The sequence below is a fragment of the Bacillus sp. FJAT-45066 genome (genome assembly GCF_002335755.1).
In the GTDB taxonomy this organism is placed as follows: Bacteria; Bacillota; Bacilli; order Bacillales; family Bacillaceae_I; genus Bacillus_CD; species Bacillus_CD alkalisoli.
Genome location: NZ_NISQ01000001.1, coordinates 3,342,456 through 3,364,508, shown reverse-complemented (window position 1 = coordinate 3,364,508; position 22,053 = coordinate 3,342,456). Strand labels below are relative to the sequence as shown.

Sequence of the window (22,053 nt, the reverse complement as noted above, 5' to 3'; positions counted from 1 at the left end):
ATCCCCGTCCCTCTTTTTACATCATTTCTTTAAATGTTTACTGTATATGTTAAGTCCAGTAGCCCCAACAACTAAAGTAATAATGATAAATACATAGATTACCTCTTGGTTGTGAGCACCAGCTGAAATATCGTTCATTAGCCAAATAACTTGAATCCCCAAAATAAATACCCAACCAATAAAAGCAGGTAACAATTTCATTATAAGCCCTCCCCTTAACATGCATTCTTTCTTTTTGTTGATTTCACCACAAACTTCCAACTACTCCACTTCTATTTTTATTTACTACCGACTCATCGTATCTGACCCAACGCTTCCGATTTGTAGTAAGTCCCCCCATGTTGTTTTGCCTCGGTCTCGGCACATTTCTAGTAGTTCGGTGAATAGGTAGGCGGTTGTTAGGGAGTCGCCGAGTGCGGAGTGGCGACGATATATTCTCGTGCCGAACTCTCTGGCGTATTTTTCTAAGTCTCGCATGTCGTAGGAAGGTGCGATGTAACCTATTAAGTTGAGGGTGTCGAGTGCTTTTGGTTGTTTCCAGTTTAGCTTTTGGCGCTTGAGTTCGTATTTAAATGCATATAAATCGAAGGTGACGTAATGGCCAACAAGACATGTTGAATTTTCCGCGGTGGCCATGTTCATCAGTTGCTCGATAGCTTGTTGGGCGGTAGGCGCATCGAAAACGTGCTCGTTTGTTATTTCCGTCAGTTGGGTTATTTCCCGAGAAATTTGTCGAGATGGGTTGACGTATGTTTGGAACGTTTTCTGTTCATGGACAGTGTATCCTTTGACTTGAACGGCGCCGATTTCTATAAGTCTATCTGTTTTGGCGATGTCGAACCCAGTTGTTTCTGTATCAAAGACGGTGAAGGTTAGCTCCTCTATTGGTGTAGACAACGGAATATCGTCCACTAGTTTAGTAGGTAGGGTTTTTCTTAGAAACATATTTCGTCCGCCTCCTTCCTGTGAAACATTTTTGTGAAACAAGAAAATTCGGGTGGTGCCTGGCACCTGTAATATTGTTGTAATACTGTGTGAAACATTTAGTGTGAAACAAGATTTTTCGGGTGGTGCCTGGCACCTTTAGTAGTACGAGAGCATGTAGGTTTGGAGTTGTTTGATTAGGTTGACGTTGAGCATCCATTGTTCTTTTTCTCGGGTGGTTAGGTTTGTTAGTTGGAGTGGCTGGCCTAGTTCGTCTCCTGATTTGTAGGCGTTCCACTCTTTTTGTACGTAAAACCCAAGGACAGCCGCTGCTGAGTCTTGTAAATCTTTATGGAAGTTCTCTGAAATAACTCCGCGCTCGTGTAACTTTTGTAATTTTTCTAACGGCGTCCCGTACACAATCCCGTGCATAATCGATAAAATTTGCAAGCTATGATGATATGGAAATAGCAAATGCTTTTTAATGTTTATTTCCTTTCGTTGTTTTCTGAACAACGAACGAATAGGTTGTTCTAGCGCTGGAATCATGTTACTTCGCTCGTTTTCGGAAAGCCGGTATAAAAAGATCTTTGCTTTACGGTGAAATGTAGACTCAACCATTGCAATAAATGACTGATGCAACTCAGCATCCCCCGTAATAAACCTGCATGAGAAAAAATTCTGAGCCAGCAGTAATTTTTCTTGGGTTGAATGCAGGACCCAGTGGTTCAACCGCGATTCCCATTGGTCGAGTGGTCCACGCCATTGTTCGTAGTTACTCATCATGTGCCCTTTGCACTTCTGGTAGCCAGCGCTTTGAAGGAAGTCGACGATTTTTTGCGAGAAAGCTTCGAAATACTGTTGTGTACCATGGCCATTTTTTTCATAAAGGAGAAAATGATCTTGGTCTGTTAAGAGAAATTGTTCTTTGCGGCCGCTGCTTCCCATCGTATAAAACGAGTATGCGCACGGTGGTGCCTCCCCCATCGCCTCTTGCGCCAACCGCACACACTTTTCGATGAGCTGGTCGTACAGTGTGTTCATAACGTGAAGCGTATGGTAGATGGGTACGTTTTGTTGCATGAGTGTGGATAGGACGGCGTATAGGTGTTCTTTGATCGTTGGTAGGTCTTGGACCGTCAAGTTGTTTAGTCGTTCGGTCGTTTGGAGAAGTCCTTCTTTTTTGTATTGCAAAAGGTTTGCCAGTGTGACGATGCCGACTAGCTCGTTTTCGTCTGCTGTGACGGGAAGGTGGTTAATTCCGTTCATGAGCATTTTGGATAGTGCTTCGTAATAAAAGGCACGATGGTCGATGGTGATTGGGTTGACGGTCATTATTTTTTCGACTGGTGTATGTGTGGCGTTCGTGCCTGTTGCGATTAGGCGGTTTACGAAGTCGCGCTCGGTTAAGATGCCTGTTAGCTTGGTCTCTTCTACTATTAATAGGGCCGTTGATTTCGAGTTGCTCATAAGCTTCGCAGCTTCGGTTGCTGTTGTCGTTGGAGCTGTTGTTTTGACTTCGGCTGTCATGATATCTTGCACTCTCACAATATATGGCTTTTCTTCACCGAGTTTGTTTGCTAGTTTCATTTGTTCCGCAAGCGAATGATAGACGTCGTTTAAACGGGCAGACACTTCTTTTAGGAGTGCTTCTTTGACCTCTGCGTGTTGAAGTTGTTGCTGGATGAGATGATCTGGGATGAATAATACTTTTGCTTCGTTGATCGCTCGTACTTCTAGGTGAAGTTGTGTTGGCTTCGTGTCACTATGAGAAAAGAGTGTCTCGTGAATGTGAGATAGGCCGATTAGTTCGTTTTCTTCTATAATGTCGAGTACTTCGTCGTGGCCGGTTAAGCCACCTGGAATGTAGATTTCGGCTTTTCCGGAAAGTAGTAAGTAAAGGCCGTTGCGCGGTGTGTCTCTTTGTAGGATAACGCCGCCGTACGCTATTTCCTCTTCCCTACATTCAGTGAGGAATTGTTGTAGGTGTGTTGGTGTGAGGTTGGAGAAGATGAAATGGTTCATAGTTTTTGAGACTCCTTTTTTATTTATAAAGAGGAACGCTACTCCCACAGCGTTCCTCCGTTTTTATCTTTATCGTTGTTATCCCTATTATCTATATAGCTCGTAGCTAGTTATCTCTTTGTCTTGTGAAACATTTTGTGAAACAAGAAAATTCGGGTGGTGCCTGGCACCTGTAAAAATTTTGTAATACTGTGTGAAACATTGGTTGTGAAACAAGATTTTTCGGGTGGTGCCTGGCACCTGGTGTTATTTGTTAATCCATACGTCGCCGTCTTTGTATGTCATTTGTTCTGGGTAGCGTAGGTCCATGACTTCTTCTTGGATTTTTTGTGATGGTGCTTTTGTCATCAGTGATACGACCACGATTGTGATGATCGCGGATGCTGCTCCGAAGACGCCGGCACCTGTGTCGATAATTCCAGCTACCGAGAATCCGAAGAACTTAGCTGCAATTAAGTAGCCAATCGTGACGAATAGTCCTACTAACATCCCTGAGATAACACCATTTGCATTTGCACGTTTCCACCATACTCCGAGTAGTAAGGCTGGGAAGAATGTAGCCGAAGCTAAGGCGAATGCCCATGCTACGATTTGTGTGATTGCTCCCGGCGGGTTTAGTGCGATTAATCCGGCAAAAACCGTTGCCGCTACGATTGTGATACGGCCGACTAGTAGACGGTTTTTGTCTGTTGCGTTCGGTCTTAGTACACGGTAGTAAATGTCGTGCGCGAACGAAGACGAGATGGAAATCATTAGTCCACCAGCTGTTGAAAGTGCGGCTGCCATTGCGCCTGCTGCCATTAAACCAATAACGAAAATACCAAGGTTAGCGATTTCCGGTGTTGCCATTACGACGATATCGTTGGAAATCATTAATTCACTCCATTGTAATATTCCATCGCCATTCGCATCGGCGATTCGTAGTTTGTCTGTTTTGATCCATGTTTCCGTCCATGCTGGAAGCTGATCGATTGGATTACCAACTACATTTTTCATTAAGATGAAGCGTGAGAATGCTGCATAAGCTGGTGCGGAAATGTAAAGTAAACCGATGAAAAGTAGCGCCCAAGCTCCAGACCAACGAGCCGCTTTCATCGTGGAAACTGTGTAAAAACGAACGATAACGTGCGGAAGTCCCGCTGTACCAGCCATTAGCGTGAACATTAACGCCATGAACTGCCATTTTGTATCATTGGTGAACGGGGCAAAATATTCCGACACCCCAAGCTGGCGGTCTAGCTCACCTAGCTCTTGTACGATTTGTCCGTATGAAATCCATGGTAATGGATTGCTTGTTAGCTGTAGAGACATGAAGATTACTGGGATTAAGTATGCGGTGATTAAGATAACGTATTGCGCTACTTGCGTCCACGTGATCCCTTTCATCCCTCCGAACGCTGCGTAGAAAGCGATTAGCACTACCCCGATCATTGTTCCAACCTTCGCATCTACTTCCAGTAAGCGTCCGATAACTACACCTGAGCCTGAAAGCTGTGCGATGGAATATGTAAAACTGATAATAATCGTACATACTGCTGCGATAACACGTGCTGTATGGCTGTCGAATCGGTCCCCAATGAACTCAGGCACTGTGTAACGGCCATACTTGCGCAGTTGTGGGGCTAGCAGGAACGTTAATAGTAAGTATCCGCCTGTCCAACCCATTATGTATGCTAGTCCGTCGTAACCGAGTAACATTACCGTGCCGGCCATTCCGATGAATGAAGCTGCACTCATCCAGTCGGCACCGATTGCCATTCCGTTAAAAACTGGTGGAACGCCGCGTCCAGCTACGTAGAAATCGGATGTTTGTTTTGCTTTATTAAAAATGGCTATTCCGATGTATAGCGCGAAGGTTGCAAGAATTAACGCTAGTGAAACGAGAAACTGTGAATCCATGTGTTTTTCCCCCTTTGGCGTGTGTGTGGCTATGTAAACTCTTTTCCCCTAAAAGAGTTTGTTTGGTGCCTGGCACCTGTCATATTATTGTCATACTGCGTGAAACATTTTTGTGAAACAAGATTTTTCGGGTGGTGCCTGGCACCTGTTAGTTTTGAAAAAAAAAGAGTGTGTGAAGGTCTTGGAAGTGTGTGTGAATACGGTTACAAGTTAATGGTCGAATGTTTTGCCGGCGCTTAAGCTTTCGTTTACTTTGTCGTCGATGCCGTATTTTTGGTCGATTTTGTCGCTTACTTTTGCGTTAACGAATAGTAGGACGATGAAGATTAGGATGGCTCCTTGGGCTCCCATGTAGTAGTGGAATGGGAATGCTAGTCCAGGGATGGTGAATTGTAGACTTTCGGCGAACAAGACGACTCCGTATGATGCGATGAACCAGATGATTAAGTAGGCTGCGATGTATTTGTTTTTTTCGCGATAGTAGGCGTCTGCTACTGTTTTATCGATTTTTTTCAAATGATTTACCTCCTTGTAATCTGTTGAATCCATATGATTTTTACGGTTCGTTTAGTGAAAAACGAAATTTCCGTTTTTCGTATAGAATTAATACAAGTTGAAACTCACACTTTCATTGCAGGCTGAAAATGAATTTGACTGTGTCTAGAAATGGTGCAGGAACTAGTGCTATTTCGATTATGGCGTATGTGATGATGGCTAAGACTGGTACGGATAGAAATATTGGTTTTTGTTTTTTTATGGCAAGAAAGATACTTGCACCGACGATGATGGCCATGAAGATAAGTATCATATGTTCCCTTGGGAGGATGCCCCCTTTCTTGTTTTTGGAATTTTGTGATTATTCTATGAACTAAATTATGGTACAATCATTTCCATTCGTCAACCGAAATGTTTTGTGAATTTTTCTACGAGAAAAGTTAACAGGCCGAAACTAGTTGATAGGTCGCGGTTTTTGGTTTTTCCTATTTTGGTGTGGGAAACTGTTTGAGGTAATTTTTATAATATTTTTACATTTTTTGTGAGAGTAATATTATAATAGGAGAAGTAGTTGGTAAATAAAGACATGCCTGTGGGGACTGGGAGGATATGGAGATGAAGAAGCTTTTCGTGATTGGCGCTTTTTTGCTAGTGGTTGGTGTTGGTTTGTTTTTGGTGAAAGGGCAGATGAGTATTGTGACTTCGCAAAAGGCGATATTTTCGGTTGTGAGTGTGGATAATATGCGCGAGATGGTCATTAATCGGTATGAGGATAATGCGCTCGTGACTGTGCGAGATAAGGCGGTTATTGATCGCATTGTAAATGACTTGTCTGGTATGGAGTTAAAACGGGAAAATGGGACTCCACCAGTTGGAGATTATGCGGTAAGGATTTATTCGGATAGTGGCGAGCAGCTAGGGATGGAGTTACATAAGAGCGGTGAATATCTTTGGTTGAATTCTAGTAAACATGGTGGGCAGTTGTATAAGGTTGTAAAGGGCACGGACTTTTTGGGGACAATTGAAGAAGAGTTGGAGAGGGAGAATTAAAGTTAGGCGGGTGGCGTTGGTCCTGGTGGTGTAGGGATTGACGCTTTTTTGTTTGGTTGCGGGTGGGCATGATTGTTATGGTGGTAGTAACATGTATAGGTAGTAGAGTGAGATGCAGACAATTTTGTGCGAGTTGCGGACAAAAAGTAGCCACATCCGGACAAAGCGTGTTCGGAATGTTGAAGTGCAATTGCACCTGTATATGGAACTGGGGGTATATTTATACTTGGCGCACCGAAAACGAGGTTTGGCGCACGAATATTGATTGCTAGACGCACAAAAATTGGTAGTAGGTGCACCACTTTCGGCTTTTGCCGCACAAAAAATGGCCCGTGGCGCACGATTATTGCTCAAAAAAGACTAAATATACCTCTAGGTGTATGTACGAATTCCTCATAAAATGACCAAAACGTGTTATATCATGATAAGAATGGCCATTTTTTAAAAAAAGTGAGCCATTTTAACCTGATTAACAAAAAAAAGGAGCCGAGGTGCCAGTGTGACTAGACCCTCGGCTCACTCGACTCAATATTTCTCCCATTCCAGCTCCATGCTGTTCAATACTTCCAAAATCTCATTCTCTCCATCGATCACATAGTTTTCATGTTGAATGCGAACTAAATTTTCCCCTGGAGAAAACTCCACATGAATAATTTGTCGGCCGCTCGTTTTGATCATCATCCGATATTCCACTCCAGGCAGAACGTTCCTTTTCTGAAGCTCCATATTGACAATCGAGTCCTCGAAAAACCGGTTGATCATATCCTTATCTGTTATCGCCACTTTTTTATGTCTGTATCGTTCCTCATCTACATCCCACGATAAAATATAAATTTCTTCAATTTCCTTATCCCCAATTACCGAACTCAGTAGTTCCCCGTAAGTCGTTTGCGTTCTTCCCTCATACACGAAAAACCCGCCAAAAACTAGCACCACTCCGAGCCCCATTACTATTAATGTATTCACATATTTCTTGCTCTCCAAATACTTCCACTCCAAAGCCGCTTTGAGGGTCCACATTACCGTAATACCAGCTATCGTCGCCCACTTTACAAAGGTCATGTTCGATAGGTCGCCAAAATAAGCCAACGCTAATAGTGCCAAAAGAATCAAAATTCCACCCCAATATAATAGGTTCGTTCCTTTTGTCTCTGACACATCTTCATAGTGCGGCAGCTTGCGATTCAGCCACTTTTCTAACAACGTCATGGTATAAATCAATAGTAAAATAATGAAACCTAACGAAAATGACATTTACGCTCCCCCGTTTGGATTGTTTCTTTGCACCGCGGGGTCAGACCCTTCGATGCATCACTGCTTCTTCATATAATCCAGTACTTCACTATCTATCAACCCAGCCGCCTGCTCGCGCCCCTCGAAGTTTTCTGTATGAATATACGTTGTCAACGCCTCTTGCAAGTCGCCCTTGTAATATCCTAATCTTTCTAACTCGGCTTGCAACGTTTGTGCCGTCTCTCCCTCGATTTCCACCACATTCTCTTGTTTAGTCGGTGCAAAATACAACTGCTGCAGTTGGTAAATTCGCGTTAACTCTTGAATCGGTAGCGGATGGTCCTCCACCCTTAAGTCGATATAGCGATCATTATACCCGCCGTATCCGCCCTTCTCCTTCACAACTAACAACGACGCCGACTGCTGCCCCCGACTGTCGCCACCCGCCTCTTGTCCTGCCGCTAACGCCTTCAACAGTCGCTCCGCCAAAGGCCCTTCTGTTTTTTCAAAAACTTGAGCCATCTCGCTAACAGTTTCTCCACTCACCAAGATGTTGCCTTGAGCCGCATAATGCGTTCCGATTTTGCCTCCTGCCCAGTCATAGCACTTTGAACCAGTATAGCTCGCCGCGTTACCTTGTGCATCAATTACCCCAAACTGACGAAATTCACGATGTTCGTCTGCCTCTGTTAATAGTTGCACTACTTCTTCCGCTGTTTTTCCCTGTTCCATTAGTTCGAGCCCGTTTGGACCATACGAAGTATTTGCATACGATTGCGTTGCAACTGCTCCAACTCCTGCTTTCGCCCACGGCACAACAGAGCCCACTCCAAGAAACTTCGATTGAACTGCAATTCCCCACTCTTTTTCTTTCGGACAATAACCCACGATAGAATATGTCATAATTTGCTCCCCTTTGTCATAATATTTTTTAGAATACAGACACATTACCCCTATATTTTTCTGTAGATTGGGGTATAGTCTTTTAAACGCACTAAAATCTTAATAGGATGAGTTTACTGAAAAACGAAAAGATGTCACCCTGCACATAAGATTCATTAGCTCAAAACGGTGACTTTACTCCAATTAACGTGTCTTCATTCGTTTTTCGTTTAGTAGTTCAACATTTTTTAGTTACTCAAATAGATTTCCGGCTTGTATATTTTATTTTGTTTCGACCAATAAATAGAACATGATTCTTTTTGGAGGCGGTATACGATGGAAAAAAATCGGTTACTAATAGGAATGTTTTGGGGCACGATGTTAAGTGTGCCACTTTGGCTCTCTACGTTCGGCTGGGTCAAACTTGTAGCATTTTTCGTAAGGTAAGGCGAGCATTGGTTTAAACGACCAACTGCTCGCTTTTTTTGATAAGATAAGACGTAGCTGTTTCACCGATAAATGGCCACTTTCGCCGATACCTCGTGTGTTTCGCCGATAAGCACCACCTTATCGCCGGTTAAATCCTCATTTTCGCCGATTGACCCTTTTTTTTCGCCGATAAAACCTGCATTTTCGCCGATTGACTCCGTATTTTCGCCGATAAAACCTACAATAACCTCACTTCCTATCTATGTTAGACGTTTTCCCCCTCATGCTCTGTTCATTTTCAGCATAAATAGTCTATATGAACTAAATTTTACCACTGTCACACAGAAAATAAAGAATATTTTGATAGTTTAATTTAAAAACTAGCCATTACAACGTCTGAATGGCTAGTTTGATTGCGTTTGTTAAGTCTTGTTGGGACCAACTAGGGCTGTTGTTTAGTTTTAATGCTAATTCGTGTGAAGCTGGGATGTGGATGAAGCCTGCGCGGACGTTGCTTCGATCCGATGAACTCGCGATTTTATGTAGCGTGGCGTACATAACGTTGTTGCATAGGTACGTGCCAGCTGAGTTGGATATTTTGGCAGGATAGCCGTTTTCTTTCAATGTGTTGACCATTGCTCGAATTGGTAAGGTGGAGAAATAGCCGTCTGGGCCATCCGTCTCGATTAGTTCGTCTTCGCATGCTTTGCCGGTGTTGTCTGGTTCGCCGTCTTTGCAGTTAATGGCGATGCGTTCTGGTGTGATGTGGGCTCTTCCTGCTGCAAGGCCAAGTGAGATGACAGCGTCTGGTTGTAGTTCATCGTAGTAGGCTAGTAGTTGTGTAGCCGATTCGGCGAAATCTACTGGTAGAACTCGACTGTGAATCTCGTATTCTCCTATAACCGTTCCGTCGAGTGCTTTCGCGATTTCCTCAGTTGGATTGACCGGGAATTGTAGAAATGGGACAAAGCCTGTTAGTAATAGTTTTTTCACGGAAATGTACCTCCTTAGATAGATGGCTATTAAGATTAGAGCTTGTAGGTGTGGCGACGAGAGAATCGGATAGTCCCGGAATAAGGTGATAAAAACTTTATTCCGGAAAGACTAAACGAAATTCGCATGTATTTTCTTAAGATAAAAGCACGGCGCCGTAGACGAGTGCGCCAACGATAACGTAGGCTGGGTGGACTTTCCATTTTTCGAGCAAGAGAAAGCTTGCGATGATTAGGATCGCAGAATGGATGAGGCCAGCGCCTTCGTATGATTGGGCAAAAAAGCGGTACGCCATCACGCCAAGTAGTAGCGCGATAGTTGGGCGTACGTAATTCGACATACGCTTTACTTTTGGCGAGTCTTTGAATTTATAGAGCAAGCTCATGAGTGCGATCATGAGGATGAGTGATGGTGCGACGGTTGCGAAAACGCCGACTACAGCTCCAAGGATTCCGGCCTGTTCATAGCCGATGTAGCCAGCCATTTTCGTCGCGATTGGGCCTGGTAGGGCGTTGCCGAGTGCGAGCACTTCACTGAATTCTTGAACAGATAGCCACTCATATCGGTGGACAACTTCATTTTCTACTAATGGAATGGTCGCGGGACCGCCACCATAGCCGACGATTCCTGGGATGAAGAAGGCAAGGAAAATGTGCCAGTAAATAATCATGTTGCGTTGCCTCCTTCAGGTTGTTTGTCTTTTTTAATTAGTGCTGCTAGTAGGAGGGCGCCGATGATAAGGCCTGGATGAATGCCGAGCAATTCGATTGTAACTAAACTTCCGATGATTAAAATGGTCGCCGCCGTGATGCCGAGTCCTTGTTTTGATTTAGCGAAAAAGTCCCATGTTAAGCTAGCAAGCATGACAGCTACCACTGGCACGATCGCTTTTGTCATACCTTGTACTCCGGGATGGTCGCGGAAGTTGGACAAGGTGGTGAGTAGGACGATCATAAGTACGATGGTTGGGACGATAGATGAAAGGATTGCGTTTAGCATGCCGAGTGTGCCTGCGACTCTGTAGCCGATGTAGCCTGCCATTTTGGTGGCGATAGGGCCAGGAAGCGTGTTGCTTAAGGCGAGGATGTCAGAGAAATCATCGTCACTTAGCCATTTGTATTTTTCGACTACTTCTTTATGTACGAGTGGGATGCTCGATGGTCCGCCGCCAAAGCCAAGCATGCCAACTCGGAAGAATGCTAGAAATAAATGATAGTGTTTCATATAAGTTTGTTGCCTTCTTTCTTTCTAGTAGATTGCAATTGTGTAACAGGTGCCTGGCACCCGTTACACATCTGTAATATATTTTTAGTGCTCGCTAGGTTTGAGCGGGTTGTATGGTTACAGAACTGTTACGGGTGCCAGGCACCTGTAATATTTTGTAATATTAGAACGCCGCTACGTGTCCGTCTGTGCGGGATTCTGTTCCTCCACACAATACACCTGTTTTCGGATCACGCCAAATAATTTGTCCGCGACCGAACGCACCGCCATCTAACGTTACTTGTATCTCATGGCCTTTTCGAGCCAGCGCCTGCGCTAAATGAAGTGGGAAGTGATGTTCCACAAGCACTTTCTTTCCTTCCATCCACTGCCAACGTGGTGCATCCAACGCCGCTTGCGGATTCAAATGGAAATCAACCGTGTTCATCACGACCTGCATGTGTCCTTGTGGCTGCATATAGCCACCCATCACACCAAACGGCCCAACCGGCTCCGAGCCTTTCGTCAAGAAACCAGGAATAATCGTGTGAAACGTCTTTTTCCCAGGAGCAAGTGCATTTTCGTGCTCCGGATCCAACGAAAAATCGTGCCCGCGGTTTTGCAAACCAATCCCCGTCCCCGGTATCACAACGCCTGAACCGAAGCCCATGTAGTTGCTTTGGATAAAGGATACCATATTTCCTTCCCCATCGGCAGTAGCTAAATAAACGGTACCGCCTTTTGGTGGTGTTCCTGGTTCCGGCGTCAATGCCATATCACCTATTACCGCTCTGCGCTGTTTGGCGAATTTTTCCGATAAAAGGGCTTCTGAAGAGTACGTCATCGTCTTCGGATCGGACACATATTTCTTCGTATCTACAAACGCGAGCTTCATCGCCTCGATTTGCTTATGGTACGTCTCCAACGAATCGCGCTCGTGGAACACGTCGTCCTTCAGCATGTTGAGCGCCATTAACGCCGCAATCCCTTGCCCGTTCGGCGGAATTTCCCACACATCATAGCCGCGATAATTCACCTTAATCGGGTCGACCCACTCAGGCTGATAGTTTTCAAGATCTTCTTTTTGTAAAAAACCGCCGTGCGCTTGTGAGAATTCCGCTATTTTATCGGCAATGTCGCCTCTGTAAAACGTTTCTCCACCTGTTAGGCCAATCTGGCGCAATGTTTCTGCATGACCGGGAGATTTCCACACTTCCCCTATCTCTGGAGCGCGGCCCTCCGGCGCAAATGTATCAAACCAGCCCTGGAATTCCTCTGTCGTACAGTTTTTCTTGTATGCATTGTAAGCGGACTTCCAATACTTCCCGAGCGTCGGTGACACAGGGTATCCTTCTTCTGCATATTGAATGGCTGGCTCTAGGACTTCAATTAAAGGAAGTTTCCCGAATTTGTTGGAAAGCTCTGCCCATGCGGAAGGTGCACCAGGGACTGTAACTGGGATGAGGCCTAGTTTTGGCATTTCGTTGTGTCCAAGCTCTTTTACCGCATCGATGCTGATGGATGATGGTGCTGGACCACTTGCGTTAAGTCCGTGTAACTTCCCCTTTGTCCAAACAAGTGCAAACGCGTCGCCACCGATTCCGTTTGACGTAGGTTCTAACACTGTTAGCGCTGCCGCTGTTGCGATTGCAGCATCAATTGCGTTTCCACCTTTTCTTAGGATTTGCAGTCCAGCCTCTGCTGCTAGTGGCTGCGATGTCGCGACCATTCCGTTTTTCGCCAACACTGTGTTACGTTGCGACGGGTACGGGTTATGTAAAAAGTCCATGTTTAAGTTCTCCATTAATCTGTCTCCCCCTCTATATTTCGATAACCGAATTATTCTTATTATAATATCTTTTCAGAATAATTTCAATTCGACAAACTTCGGGTGGTGCCTGGCACCTGTAAAATTTTTGCAATAAAAAAACCCCCTCCCCCATCCAATATGGTCAGTTGGATAGGAGAGGGGGCTGGGACATTCACCCGATTTTATGCTGCTAATGTTAGTAATACATATTGCTTACTTTAATATACCCTTTTGATTTTGGAATTATTCCTAAGCAAGAGGGTTTTAATAAAAGAGGTCAGGCTATTTTAGCCCAACCTCCTTATTGATCCATCTTAGTTCTCAGAATCGTCGCTACCGTCTTCTTCGCCTGGCTGGCCTTCTTCAGGTTGCTCAGCATCTTCTTCACCATCGTTTTGCGGAGCATCTTCGTCTTGCTCTGCAGAAACGTTACCTGCATCTAATAGTGCAGTTACTGGCTTTTTGAAGAAAGATAATGGGTTTACAGCCATTTCGTCTTTACGAATTTCAAAGTGTACGTGCGTTATTTCTTTGTTCATTAAGCTTGTACCAGCTTGAGCAATTACTTGACCTTGTTCTACTGTGTCGCCTTCTTTAACTACGATATTTGTTACAGAAGTGTACACTGTTTTCACGCCATCTTCATGCTCAATTTCGATTACATTTCCTAATAACGTATCTTTGTCATCTACACGAACTACTTTACCACTTAAACTTGCTACAACATCAAATGCTTCACCATTTCTCATTGCAATGTCGATACCAGTGTTTGGTTGGTAAATTCCATTGTAATAAATGAATGAGTTTTCTTGCTCTTCTTCTGAAGCATTAGGATCCCAGAAATACTTTTCTACAACTGCGGCACTTTCGTCTACTACAGGCATTACAAAGTTTTCAACAGGGCTTGTTACCTCAACAGCAGGTTGGTCACCGTTTTGTGAAGTTGTTGGACCGTTACCTTCCGTTTCATTTGCTGGCTCCTCTGGTGTAGTACCAGCTTGGAACATTAATACCCCTGTTAAAATGATTGCAGCACTAGCTAAATAGATTGCTGGGAATACCCAACGTTTTTTCATAAGTTTTTGCCAATTTGAATTTTGAGAAGTCCGTTTCTTTTCTTCCTCTCTCATTTTCATCACCTCAACAACCATTCTGAACAGAAAGAGAGAATAATATACATCGAGACTAAAAAATTTTTAAAAAAGTTATTTTCTTACAAAAAGGAAAGAATTATTCATAGAATATAAATTTTTTTGTGAGGGAAAAAGTTGCCCTCGTCCAACAGTGCCTGGCACCTGGAATTTTTATCCTACTAAAAAAAGCCTTGATGGCATGTCCGTTTTTACCGGAGTACCATCAAGGCTTTTTTTAAGGCCCTGTTAAACAACATTAGTTTTTAACATAGCCTTTTATAAAATCAATTCATATTGATAAAACGTTTCGTCTTTTTTATAGCCGTTTTTTTCATATAGCGATTGTGCTGCTAGATTGTCTGTGGCGGTGCTGAGTGCGATACTTTTTGCTCCAGTTTCTAACCCGAAATCCTTCGCCATACTTAATAACATTTCCCCCAGACCTTGCTTGCGAGCTACTTCATCCACATACAAATCATTTAAAATCCAAGCTCTCATCATGGAAATGGACGAAAACGTTGGATAAAGCTGCGTAAACCCGACATACTCTTCCCCATTAATTACAACAAAAATAACCGACTCATTCTTATCCAGTCTTTCTTTTATGTATTGAGTAGCACCTTCTAAATCAGAGTTTTGCTCATAAAACATTCTATATTTATTAAAAAGCTGAGCCACTCCCGCCAAATCTTCCGTTGTCGCTCGACGTACCTCCACCTAACATTCCTCCTTACTTATCTTTTGCCTCTTCATCACTCGACATTTCCACTGTTACTAATTTTGTCCTCCATCACGTGGGACTACTGCCTTTAACGTCTTATACTACTATACATTCTCTGTTCGTAAACTAATACCTTCTAGTAAAACGGTAGGGTAAGATGAGGAAGTTTTTTAATTAATGAAAGATAGCTCGGTGGAAGTAGTCACGCTTTGTTATGGAGAGACACGAGAAATTTAGGTAATATAAGAGGATAGGACAAAGTTATTAAGAGTGGCCTATTCAAGTTAATTTTTGTTTTTTCTTTGGTGGTAATGAACTTGAGAGCTCTTATCAAGTTCATTTCTGGTTTTTTTCTTTGCGGTAATGAACTTGAGAGGCCACTCCATGTTCATTTTTGCTTTTTTCTTTGACGAAAATGAACGTGAGACCACTCTCCATGTTCATTTTTGCTTTTTTCTTTAACGAAAATGAACGTGAGACCACTCTCCATGTTCATTTTTGCTTTTTTCTTCGACGAAAATGAACGTGAATACACTCTCCATGTTCATTTTTGCTTTTTTCTTTAACAAAATTGAACGTGAAAACACTCTCCATGTTCATTTTTGCTTTTTTCTTTGACAAAATTGAACGTGAAAACACTCTCCATGTTCATTTTTGCTTTTTTCTTTGACAAAATTGAACGTGAAAACACTCTCCATGTTCATTTTTGCTTTTTTCTTTGACAAAATTGAACGTGAAAACACTCTCCATGTTCATTTTTGCTTTTTTCTTTGACAAAATTGAACGTGAAAACACTCTCCATGTTCATTTTTGCTTTTTTCTTTGACAAAATTGAACGTGAAAACACTCTCCATGTTCATTTTTGCTTTTTTCTTTGACAAAATTGAACGTGAAAACACTCTCCATGTTCATTTTTGCTTTTTTCTTTAACAAAATTGAACGTGAAAACACTCTCCATGTTCATTTTTGCTTTTTTCTTTGACAAAATTGAACGTGAAAACACTCTCCATGTTCATTTTTGCTTTTTTCTTTAACAAAATTGAACGTGTAACCACTCTCCATGTTCATTTTTACTTTTTTGTACTTTTCTTTGACGAAAATAAGGCATAGGTGCCTGGCACCAAAATGCCGGCACCTGAAATTTTTTTCAAAAATAAAAAATCCCTCCTACTGTCATCGTAGACGAGTAAGAAGGATTTGTATACGTTAGTTACTTTTCGCGGTTAGCTTATTCATATACTGATCGGCACTGGCGATTTGGACACCTTGATAGTAGTGCGTCAGTATCTGCTCGTGCGTGCTTCCGAGCTTTGCCATCCCATTTGCGCCGTATTGGCTCATCCCAACACCGTGGCCATACCCTTTTGTCGTAATGATAATTTCATTACCTGAGCGCTCCCACGTAAAGTCGCTTGAACGAAGCTCTAATTTTTCTCGCACTTCGCGACCTTTCAATTTTTTCCCGTTTATTTCCACTTCACCAACTCTGTCCCCTGTCGTTCTAGAAACGATTTTTCCAACTGAACCATCGGCTGGGAGAGTTACACCTAATTCATGCTGAAACTCGGCCAGGGTGACCACTTTTTTATCTGTAAAAGCCGGCGAGACTTCATCCCACGGGCTCTCGACACTTCTTAAGTATGGATATTCATTTTGCCAGTATTCCTCTGAGTTCTCTGTAAACCCATTGCTTGTGGAAAAAAAGCTCGCATCAATTGGTTCGTTGTTGAACGTGATGACTTTACCGGCCGTAGCTTCGACCGCTTCCGCCACTTTCGCAATGCGCGGTGCAAACTCAGCTCCCCAGCCTGCCCTTAGTTGCTCTCTACTTTTATATACTTGATCTAACACCGTATCTGTCACGTGAGCGCCTTCTGGGGCACTAATGGATTTACCGGCAAGCATTTGCTTCACGACATACGTTCTAGCTGCGAGCGCTTGTGCCTTCAATGCTTCTAACTCAAACTGTGGCCCCATTTCAGCAGAAACAACTCCAACCACGTATTCTTCTATTGGTATTTCAACGATTTCTTTTAATTCACTGCGATAAACGGCAACGTTCATATCAGGACCAATTTTAAGCGGTTGTAAATGCTTTGCATCTAGTTCCTCTGTTAATTTGCCGCTTCCCTTGTCAGCAAACGGCAGCACTAACAATGTCGGAACCATAAGAATCATAACGAATAGTAGGGATAAGAGTACGATGAGTGGTTTAATATTAATCATAAGTGTTCGGCCCTCCGTTTTGTAAATAGTTTGTTCTCTTTCCAATTCTATGGAGGAGGACAAGCAATTATGACAAGTATTAACGGAAAGTTGAAGGTTTTAGACGTGTGGATTTTGGAGAGTTGCATTTTAGTAGGGAAACTAAGGGGATTGGGTAGATACTAGCATTTTTATTTGTGTGTTTCAAATTCAATCTTTTCTGTTTTAGTCATCTCGTTTTGTGTTTCAAATTCAACCTTTTCTGTTTCAATCCTAACTACTTGTGTTTCAATCTTACTTGCTTGTGTTTCAATCCTTCTCCAACATTAGATATTCTCACATCCTTCTGTTTCAATCCTTCCAAACAATACCTTCTACTCACCTCTTATATACCTAACCACACACTATCCTCCCCACTCCCCCAACAAATATTTCCTTGGACATATTTTGTTACATAATTGTAACCATTCTGGGCACACTAGTTAGGTATGTGGCATAAACAAGATGAATATTTATAAATAAAAAGGGCCCAGATCCAACTAAATGGACCTGAACCCTACTATTTATCAAACATAAGCATTACGCTTCTTTTGCTTGCTCTAACATTTCAACTGCTGTATCAACTTTATCATTAATACGTTCTACGTCTGCACCTAAAGCAGCTAACTTCTCATGGAAGTTTACGTAGCCGCGGTCTAAGTGTTTCAGTTCTGTTACACGAGTATAACCATCAGCAATTAAACCAGCTAAAACTAATGCTGCTGCTGCACGTAAATCAGTTGCTGCCACTTCTGCACCTTGTAGCTTCGATGGTCCAGAAATAATAACAGAACGGCCTTCGATTTTGATGTCGCCATTCATGCGACGGAATTCTTCCACGTGCATGAAGCGGTTTTCAAATACCGTTTCCGTGATCATACTTGTGCCTTCAGCTGCCAGTAATAAGGACATCATTTGGGATTGCATATCTGTCGGGAATCCTGGATGTGGCATTGTTTTAATGTCAATAGATTTTAACTTCTCTGGTCCGATAACACGTAAACCAGTTGGCTCTTCCGTAATTTGAACGCCCATTTCTTGCATTTTTGCAATAAGAGAGCTTAAATGTTCATATACAGCACCTTGAACTAATACATTACCGCCAGTAATTGCGGCAGCTACCATGAATGTTCCTGCTTCAATACGGTCTGGAATGATGTGGTGACGTGTACCGTTTAATTCTTCTACACCTTCAATGCGGATTGTACCTGTTCCTGCTCCACGGATTTTTGCACCCATTGAGTTAAGGAAGTTAGCTAAGTCCACGATTTCTGGTTCTTTTGCTACGTTCTCTAAGATCGTTGTTCCGTCTGCTAACGTTGCTGCCATCATGATATTCTCTGTTGCTCCAACACTTGGGAAATCAAGATATACTTTCGCTCCCTTAAGTCTTCCGTCAACAACTGCATCGATATAGCCGTTTCCTACTTTTACCTTCGCACCCATTGCTTCGAAACCTTTTAAATGTTGATCAATTGGTCTTGAACCGATTGCACATCCACCAGGTAAAGCAATTTTTGCACGTCCGTTTCTAGCAAGTAACGATCCCATTACAAGCACTGATGCACGCATTTTTCGTACATATTCGAAAGGAGCTTCCGTATTTAATTCTTTTGTTGCATCGACAGTTATACGATTATTATCAAAGCTAACTTCAGCATTTAAATAGCGTAAAACTTCATTTATCGTATAAACATCAGAGAGCTCAGGTACATCTAAAATTTCACATTTACCTTTACTAGCTAATAGTGTTGCGGCAATAACAGGAAGTACTGCGTTTTTTGCGCCTTCTACTTTTACAGTACCAGTTAATCTGTTTCCACCGCGGACGATGATTTTTTCCAAGGTCTTCCCCTCCGCGTCCTATGTTCTATATATTAATATTCAATAGTTATGATTGGCGTGCCGATTACGACGGTAATCTTATCGCCCAATCCGTTTTTCCTTAGGCCAAGTTGCAAGTTCATTTTTCCATTAGGTGTGGGTAAAAAACGTTCCCACTGGTCATTATATGCAGATATGGAGATGAATGTATCTTCCGTCAACGATTCCATCTCACTCGCCGAAAAACTGCGTAATAATTCGTCCGCTCTGTTTTTCAAACTAACTTCAATAATATCACTGATTTCGCCGATTACACAAGAAAATATTTCAGGTTCTTCGTGAAAAATAATGGAAGCAGTCTCGTAAAATTTTTCCACTTGACTCAAGGACTTTTCCTCTTCCCAACCGATAGCATGGACTTCATACCATACATTCGTAGTTGGATTCGTCTTTATGTCCGTCATCATTAGGGTAATTTTTTCATTTTCCTTTAAAATTTCATTAAAATAAGTGCCAACCATCTTCCAAGAATCTTCTGTTCGATCCTCTTCCCATAAAAAATGACCCATCTTCTGTTTTAACCTATTTGCTTCGTCTTGGAAAGATACTTTATTCCTAATTGTATAGACGTTTTCACGAGCGTAAAGTTTCCATTCATTCACGAAAATTTCATTTTGCTCATACACACGAATAATTTCTTCTAACTCAGTACTGGTTATGGAATTAATTGCTTGAGCTCCACTTCTTTCATTCCCAACAATCACAGCGGTAAAACATAACAATACAATAAAAATAAAACCGATCCAGTTTTTCATCTCTCACTTTCCCCCTAAACGTCCTCTCGCCTTACTATCCATTCTTACCTTTTGGCGTTGGAACATACATGGGAAAGTTCGTCAAAAAAGGAGAAATATTTTGGATTTACCCTTGGAGTATGTAGATTTCTACGTAGTGTGTCGCTTGGTGCGGAGAGATGGGAGTAGTTGTGGAAATAGGGCGGTATATGTAACAGGAAGATTACTTTTTTCGCCTGGGCTACTTTTTTCGAAAAAAATAAACCTATAGCCATACCGCCGCGTTTTTTGTCACCAAAGGAAATGTAGTCGCTGTGCATAAAATAAATAGTCTAGGAAGAAATTACTTACTGTTGCGCCAATTGCAATTGTGACGAGGATCAGCAGAAGTCTGATTTGGACTACTTTGTTCGGTTTCATCCATTTTTCGTAGTTGAGGCATTGGAGTGCCCACCACGTAATGCTAATGAAAAGTAAATGCGAAAAAATGCTAATTAATGCTTGTGCACCAAAATCGACCATTTTGGATGCTCCTTTCTGCTTTTGTTTGTTGTTGAGATAGGTAGGTATTATATAGTTTATTTGGTAATTTTTGATTGGGATTCAGTATGCTTCGGTCAAATTGGCTTCGGCTTCGGCTTCGGCTTCGGTCACTTTGGCCTTGCTTTCGGTCAAATTGGCGACGGCTTCGGTCACTTCGGCATTGCTTTCGGTCAAACCGCACCTTGCTTCGGTCACTTTCCCAAAATATAAAAAAGAAGGAGTCCCCCAACTCCTTCTTACTATTAAAACATATGCCCCTTTTTCTTACAAACAAAGGGTTTGTAGCGGGCCGTATCCCGCTACTCCCTATAAAATCACTGACCACCAAACGTAAAGAGGTCGTGGATGATATTAAATGTATCCGTGAAGAAGTTTAATGCTATGCCTGGTACGATACCTAGTACGATTGTACCTATTGCTGTTACCGCTAGCACGATCCACATCGCAACTGGTACTTTGACCTTCTCGTCATCACTTGACGGGCGGAAGAACATTTGTGTCATGATTCCAAAGTAGTAGAAATAAGACACAACCGTTGTTGCGATTAAGATGGAAGCTAATACGTACGCGTTGACTGGCTCGGCAATTGCTCCGACGAAAATGTTTACTTTCGCGATAAAGCCGGCTGTTCCTGGAATTCCCGCTAAAGAAAGCAAGAATATAGTCATTAACACTGCTAGTATTGGCGAACGTTGGTAAAGGCCTGCGAAAACACTAATGTCTTCGTTATCGTATTTTGTTGCGACTAATTGAATAATGGCAAATGCTCCGATGTTCATTAGCATATACGCTAATAAGTAGAACCAGATAGCATCGAACATGAACACAAGGTTTAACGTTGCGAATGCAACTAAAATGTAACCAGCGTGCGCAATGGATGAGTACGCGAACATACGCTTAATGTTACGTTGGCGTAATGCTACAACGTTTCCTAAAATCATCGATGCACCAGCAATTAATGCAATTAATTCCTTCAGCGAGAACAGCATTGATAGCTCCGCGCCACCTTGAGCTGGTGTTTGAAGGAATAGTGTCATAAATAAGCGTAACACGATGATAAATCCAGCTGTTTTTGAAATAACTCCTAAAAATACTGCAACAGGAGTTGGTGCTCCTTGGTAAACATCTGGTGCCCACATGTGAAATGGTACTGTCGCCAATTTGAACGAAAGTCCAACGAACATCATGATGAAACCAATCACTAATAATAGTTGTAAATCTGTTGCGTATAGCGAGCGAAGCATATATGCCATTTCTAACAAGTTCGTTGTACCTGTTAAGCCGTACACGTAACTCATACCGAATAGTGTAATAGCTGTTGCGATACCACCGCTGATGACGTACTTCATTGCGCCTTCGTTTGACAGTTGGTTTTTCTTTCTCATACCAGCTAACACATAGGACGATAGAGAAAGTACCTCTAAGCCTATGAACAATGTAATTAAGTCACCACTAGATGACATGATCATTGCACCAAGAAGGGCCGTTAAGAATAAGTAGTAAAACTCACCCTTATACGTTATCCCTTCTGTCGGCTCGTAGCTCACTGCAAGTAGCATGATTAGTGCCGCACCAACTAAAAGAAGTGTTTTGAACGCCATTGCAAAGCTGTCTAAACGATATGTTTCATACAATATCGTTGTCACGCCTTCGCGGTCGTACATGTTCACTAAAAAGCCAAGTGCGATTAAAATTGCTGCAAACCCGATCCAACCGAGAATTCGTCGGTCGAAGCTCTTTTTCATAAATAAATCCAAGAGTGTTAGAAGGGTTATTACACCAAGGATGATGAATTCTGGTGCCATTACACCCCATTCAAAACTGAGAAGCGTTTCTAAATCCATCTCCTAT

Annotated in this window: 20 protein-coding genes; 1 reads left to right on the top strand and 19 read right to left on the bottom strand. The window is 42.5% G+C overall.

From position 1 onward, the window contains the following. Nucleotides 1-21: 21 nt before the first annotated feature. The 6 genes from CDZ92_RS16970 to CDZ92_RS16945 form a co-directional block, all read right to left on the bottom strand. The gene (locus CDZ92_RS16970; protein WP_096156394.1) at nucleotides 22-201 is read right to left on the bottom strand and encodes a hypothetical protein; all 180 of its coding nucleotides are present in this window, start codon (nucleotides 199-201) and stop codon (nucleotides 22-24) included. Between the two features lie 84 nt (nucleotides 202-285). Continuing rightward, nucleotides 286-945 (bottom strand): 3'-5' exonuclease, encoded by a 660-nt coding sequence (locus CDZ92_RS16965; protein ID WP_096156393.1) that lies wholly within the window; start codon nucleotides 943-945, stop codon nucleotides 286-288. Nucleotides 946-1,083: 138 nt separating this feature from the next. Next, nucleotides 1,084-2,949 (bottom strand): DUF294 nucleotidyltransferase-like domain-containing protein, encoded by a 1,866-nt coding sequence (locus CDZ92_RS16960; RefSeq protein WP_141395241.1) that lies wholly within the window; start codon nucleotides 2,947-2,949, stop codon nucleotides 1,084-1,086. 246 nt (nucleotides 2,950-3,195) lie between these two features. After that, entirely contained in the window at nucleotides 3,196-4,848 is a 1,653-nt protein-coding gene (locus CDZ92_RS16955; protein WP_096156391.1) for a sodium:solute symporter family protein, read from the bottom strand. Nucleotides 4,849-5,058: 210 nt separating this feature from the next. Further along, complete coding sequence (locus tag CDZ92_RS16950; RefSeq protein WP_096156390.1) at nucleotides 5,059-5,364, bottom strand: DUF4212 domain-containing protein; 306 nt, start codon at nucleotides 5,362-5,364, stop codon at nucleotides 5,059-5,061. Nucleotides 5,365-5,476: 112 nt separating this feature from the next. Then, nucleotides 5,477-5,656, bottom strand: coding sequence for a hypothetical protein (locus CDZ92_RS16945; RefSeq protein WP_096156389.1), 180 nt, complete (start codon nucleotides 5,654-5,656; stop codon nucleotides 5,477-5,479). A 302-nt stretch (nucleotides 5,657-5,958) separates the two neighbouring features. Here CDZ92_RS16945 and CDZ92_RS16940 point away from each other — a divergent pair, with 302 nt between their 5' ends. Then, nucleotides 5,959-6,393 carry a hypothetical protein gene (locus CDZ92_RS16940; RefSeq protein ID WP_096156388.1) on the top strand — a complete coding sequence of 145 codons (435 nt, stop codon included), beginning with the start codon at nucleotides 5,959-5,961 and terminating at the stop codon, nucleotides 6,391-6,393. A 525-nt stretch (nucleotides 6,394-6,918) separates the two neighbouring features. Here the strand turns inward: CDZ92_RS16940 and CDZ92_RS16935 are convergent. From CDZ92_RS16935 to nuoN, 13 genes are all read right to left on the bottom strand, one after another. Further along, nucleotides 6,919-7,647, bottom strand: coding sequence for a DUF4181 domain-containing protein (locus CDZ92_RS16935; RefSeq protein WP_096156387.1), 729 nt, complete (start codon nucleotides 7,645-7,647; stop codon nucleotides 6,919-6,921). 57 nt (nucleotides 7,648-7,704) lie between these two features. Continuing rightward, nucleotides 7,705-8,529: a DUF1028 domain-containing protein gene (locus tag CDZ92_RS16930; RefSeq protein ID WP_096156386.1), complete on the bottom strand. Its 825-nt coding sequence runs from the start codon at nucleotides 8,527-8,529 to the stop codon at nucleotides 7,705-7,707. 795 nt (nucleotides 8,530-9,324) lie between these two features. Then, nucleotides 9,325-9,930, bottom strand: coding sequence for a pyroglutamyl-peptidase I (pcp, locus tag CDZ92_RS16925; RefSeq protein WP_096156385.1), 606 nt, complete (start codon nucleotides 9,928-9,930; stop codon nucleotides 9,325-9,327). A 136-nt stretch (nucleotides 9,931-10,066) separates the two neighbouring features. Then, on the bottom strand, nucleotides 10,067-10,597 hold the full coding sequence (locus CDZ92_RS16920; RefSeq protein ID WP_096157048.1) for a chromate transporter: 531 nt from the start codon (nucleotides 10,595-10,597) through the stop codon (nucleotides 10,067-10,069). After that, nucleotides 10,597-11,154 carry a chromate transporter gene (locus CDZ92_RS16915; RefSeq protein WP_096156384.1) on the bottom strand — a complete coding sequence of 186 codons (558 nt, stop codon included), beginning with the start codon at nucleotides 11,152-11,154 and terminating at the stop codon, nucleotides 10,597-10,599. Before CDZ92_RS16915 ends, CDZ92_RS16920 begins: the two co-directional genes overlap by 1 nt. 163 nt (nucleotides 11,155-11,317) lie before the next feature. Beyond that, on the bottom strand, nucleotides 11,318-12,922 hold the full coding sequence (locus tag CDZ92_RS16910; protein WP_096157047.1) for a gamma-glutamyltransferase family protein: 1,605 nt from the start codon (nucleotides 12,920-12,922) through the stop codon (nucleotides 11,318-11,320). 335 nt (nucleotides 12,923-13,257) lie between these two features. Beyond that, a complete protein-coding gene (locus CDZ92_RS16905; protein WP_255249833.1) occupies nucleotides 13,258-14,073 on the bottom strand; it encodes a M23 family metallopeptidase in 816 nt (271 codons plus the stop codon). A gap of 279 nt (nucleotides 14,074-14,352) precedes the next feature. Continuing rightward, nucleotides 14,353-14,793 carry a GNAT family N-acetyltransferase gene (locus CDZ92_RS16900; RefSeq protein ID WP_096156382.1) on the bottom strand — a complete coding sequence of 147 codons (441 nt, stop codon included), beginning with the start codon at nucleotides 14,791-14,793 and terminating at the stop codon, nucleotides 14,353-14,355. Between the two features lie 1,210 nt (nucleotides 14,794-16,003). Further along, a complete protein-coding gene (gene spoIID, locus CDZ92_RS16895; RefSeq protein WP_096156381.1) occupies nucleotides 16,004-17,023 on the bottom strand; it encodes a stage II sporulation protein D in 1,020 nt (339 codons plus the stop codon). Between the two features lie 558 nt (nucleotides 17,024-17,581). Continuing rightward, a complete protein-coding gene (gene murA, locus CDZ92_RS16890; RefSeq protein WP_096156380.1) occupies nucleotides 17,582-18,886 on the bottom strand; it encodes a UDP-N-acetylglucosamine 1-carboxyvinyltransferase in 1,305 nt (434 codons plus the stop codon). Nucleotides 18,887-18,918: 32 nt separating this feature from the next. Further along, nucleotides 18,919-19,680 (bottom strand): YwmB family TATA-box binding protein, encoded by a 762-nt coding sequence (locus CDZ92_RS16885; protein ID WP_096156379.1) that lies wholly within the window; start codon nucleotides 19,678-19,680, stop codon nucleotides 18,919-18,921. Nucleotides 19,681-19,950: 270 nt separating this feature from the next. Next, complete coding sequence (locus tag CDZ92_RS16880) at nucleotides 19,951-20,181, bottom strand: DUF1146 family protein (RefSeq protein WP_096156378.1); 231 nt, start codon at nucleotides 20,179-20,181, stop codon at nucleotides 19,951-19,953. A gap of 335 nt (nucleotides 20,182-20,516) precedes the next feature. Next, entirely contained in the window at nucleotides 20,517-22,046 is a 1,530-nt protein-coding gene (gene nuoN / locus CDZ92_RS16875) for an NADH-quinone oxidoreductase subunit NuoN (RefSeq protein WP_096156377.1), read from the bottom strand. Nucleotides 22,047-22,053: the final 7 nt, after the last annotated feature.

Coding starts and splice junctions, on each gene's coding strand:
- CDZ92_RS16970 (WP_096156394.1), bottom strand. CDS start 201: ATGAAATTGTTACCTGCTTTTATTGGTTGGGTATTTATTTTGGGGATT.
- CDZ92_RS16965 (WP_096156393.1), bottom strand. CDS start 945: ATGTTTCTAAGAAAAACCCTACCTACTAAACTAGTGGACGATATTCCG.
- CDZ92_RS16960 (WP_141395241.1), bottom strand. CDS start 2,949: ATGAACCATTTCATCTTCTCCAACCTCACACCAACACACCTACAACAA.
- CDZ92_RS16955 (WP_096156391.1), bottom strand. CDS start 4,848: ATGGATTCACAGTTTCTCGTTTCACTAGCGTTAATTCTTGCAACCTTC.
- CDZ92_RS16945 (WP_096156389.1), bottom strand. CDS start 5,656: ATGATACTTATCTTCATGGCCATCATCGTCGGTGCAAGTATCTTTCTT.
- CDZ92_RS16940 (WP_096156388.1), top strand. CDS start 5,959: ATGAAGAAGCTTTTCGTGATTGGCGCTTTTTTGCTAGTGGTTGGTGTT.
- CDZ92_RS16935 (WP_096156387.1), bottom strand. CDS start 7,647: ATGTCATTTTCGTTAGGTTTCATTATTTTACTATTGATTTATACCATG.
- CDZ92_RS16930 (WP_096156386.1), bottom strand. CDS start 8,529: ATGACATATTCTATCGTGGGTTATTGTCCGAAAGAAAAAGAGTGGGGA.
- CDZ92_RS16915 (WP_096156384.1), bottom strand. CDS start 11,154: ATGAAACACTATCATTTATTTCTAGCATTCTTCCGAGTTGGCATGCTT.
- CDZ92_RS16910 (WP_096157047.1), bottom strand. CDS start 12,922: ATGGACTTTTTACATAACCCGTACCCGTCGCAACGTAACACAGTGTTG.
- CDZ92_RS16905 (WP_255249833.1), bottom strand. CDS start 14,073: ATGAGAGAGGAAGAAAAGAAACGGACTTCTCAAAATTCAAATTGGCAA.
- spoIID (WP_096156381.1), bottom strand. CDS start 17,023: ATGATTAATATTAAACCACTCATCGTACTCTTATCCCTACTATTCGTT.
- CDZ92_RS16885 (WP_096156379.1), bottom strand. CDS start 19,680: ATGAAAAACTGGATCGGTTTTATTTTTATTGTATTGTTATGTTTTACC.
- CDZ92_RS16880 (WP_096156378.1), bottom strand. CDS start 20,181: ATGGTCGATTTTGGTGCACAAGCATTAATTAGCATTTTTTCGCATTTA.
- nuoN (WP_096156377.1), bottom strand. CDS start 22,046: ATGGATTTAGAAACGCTTCTCAGTTTTGAATGGGGTGTAATGGCACCA.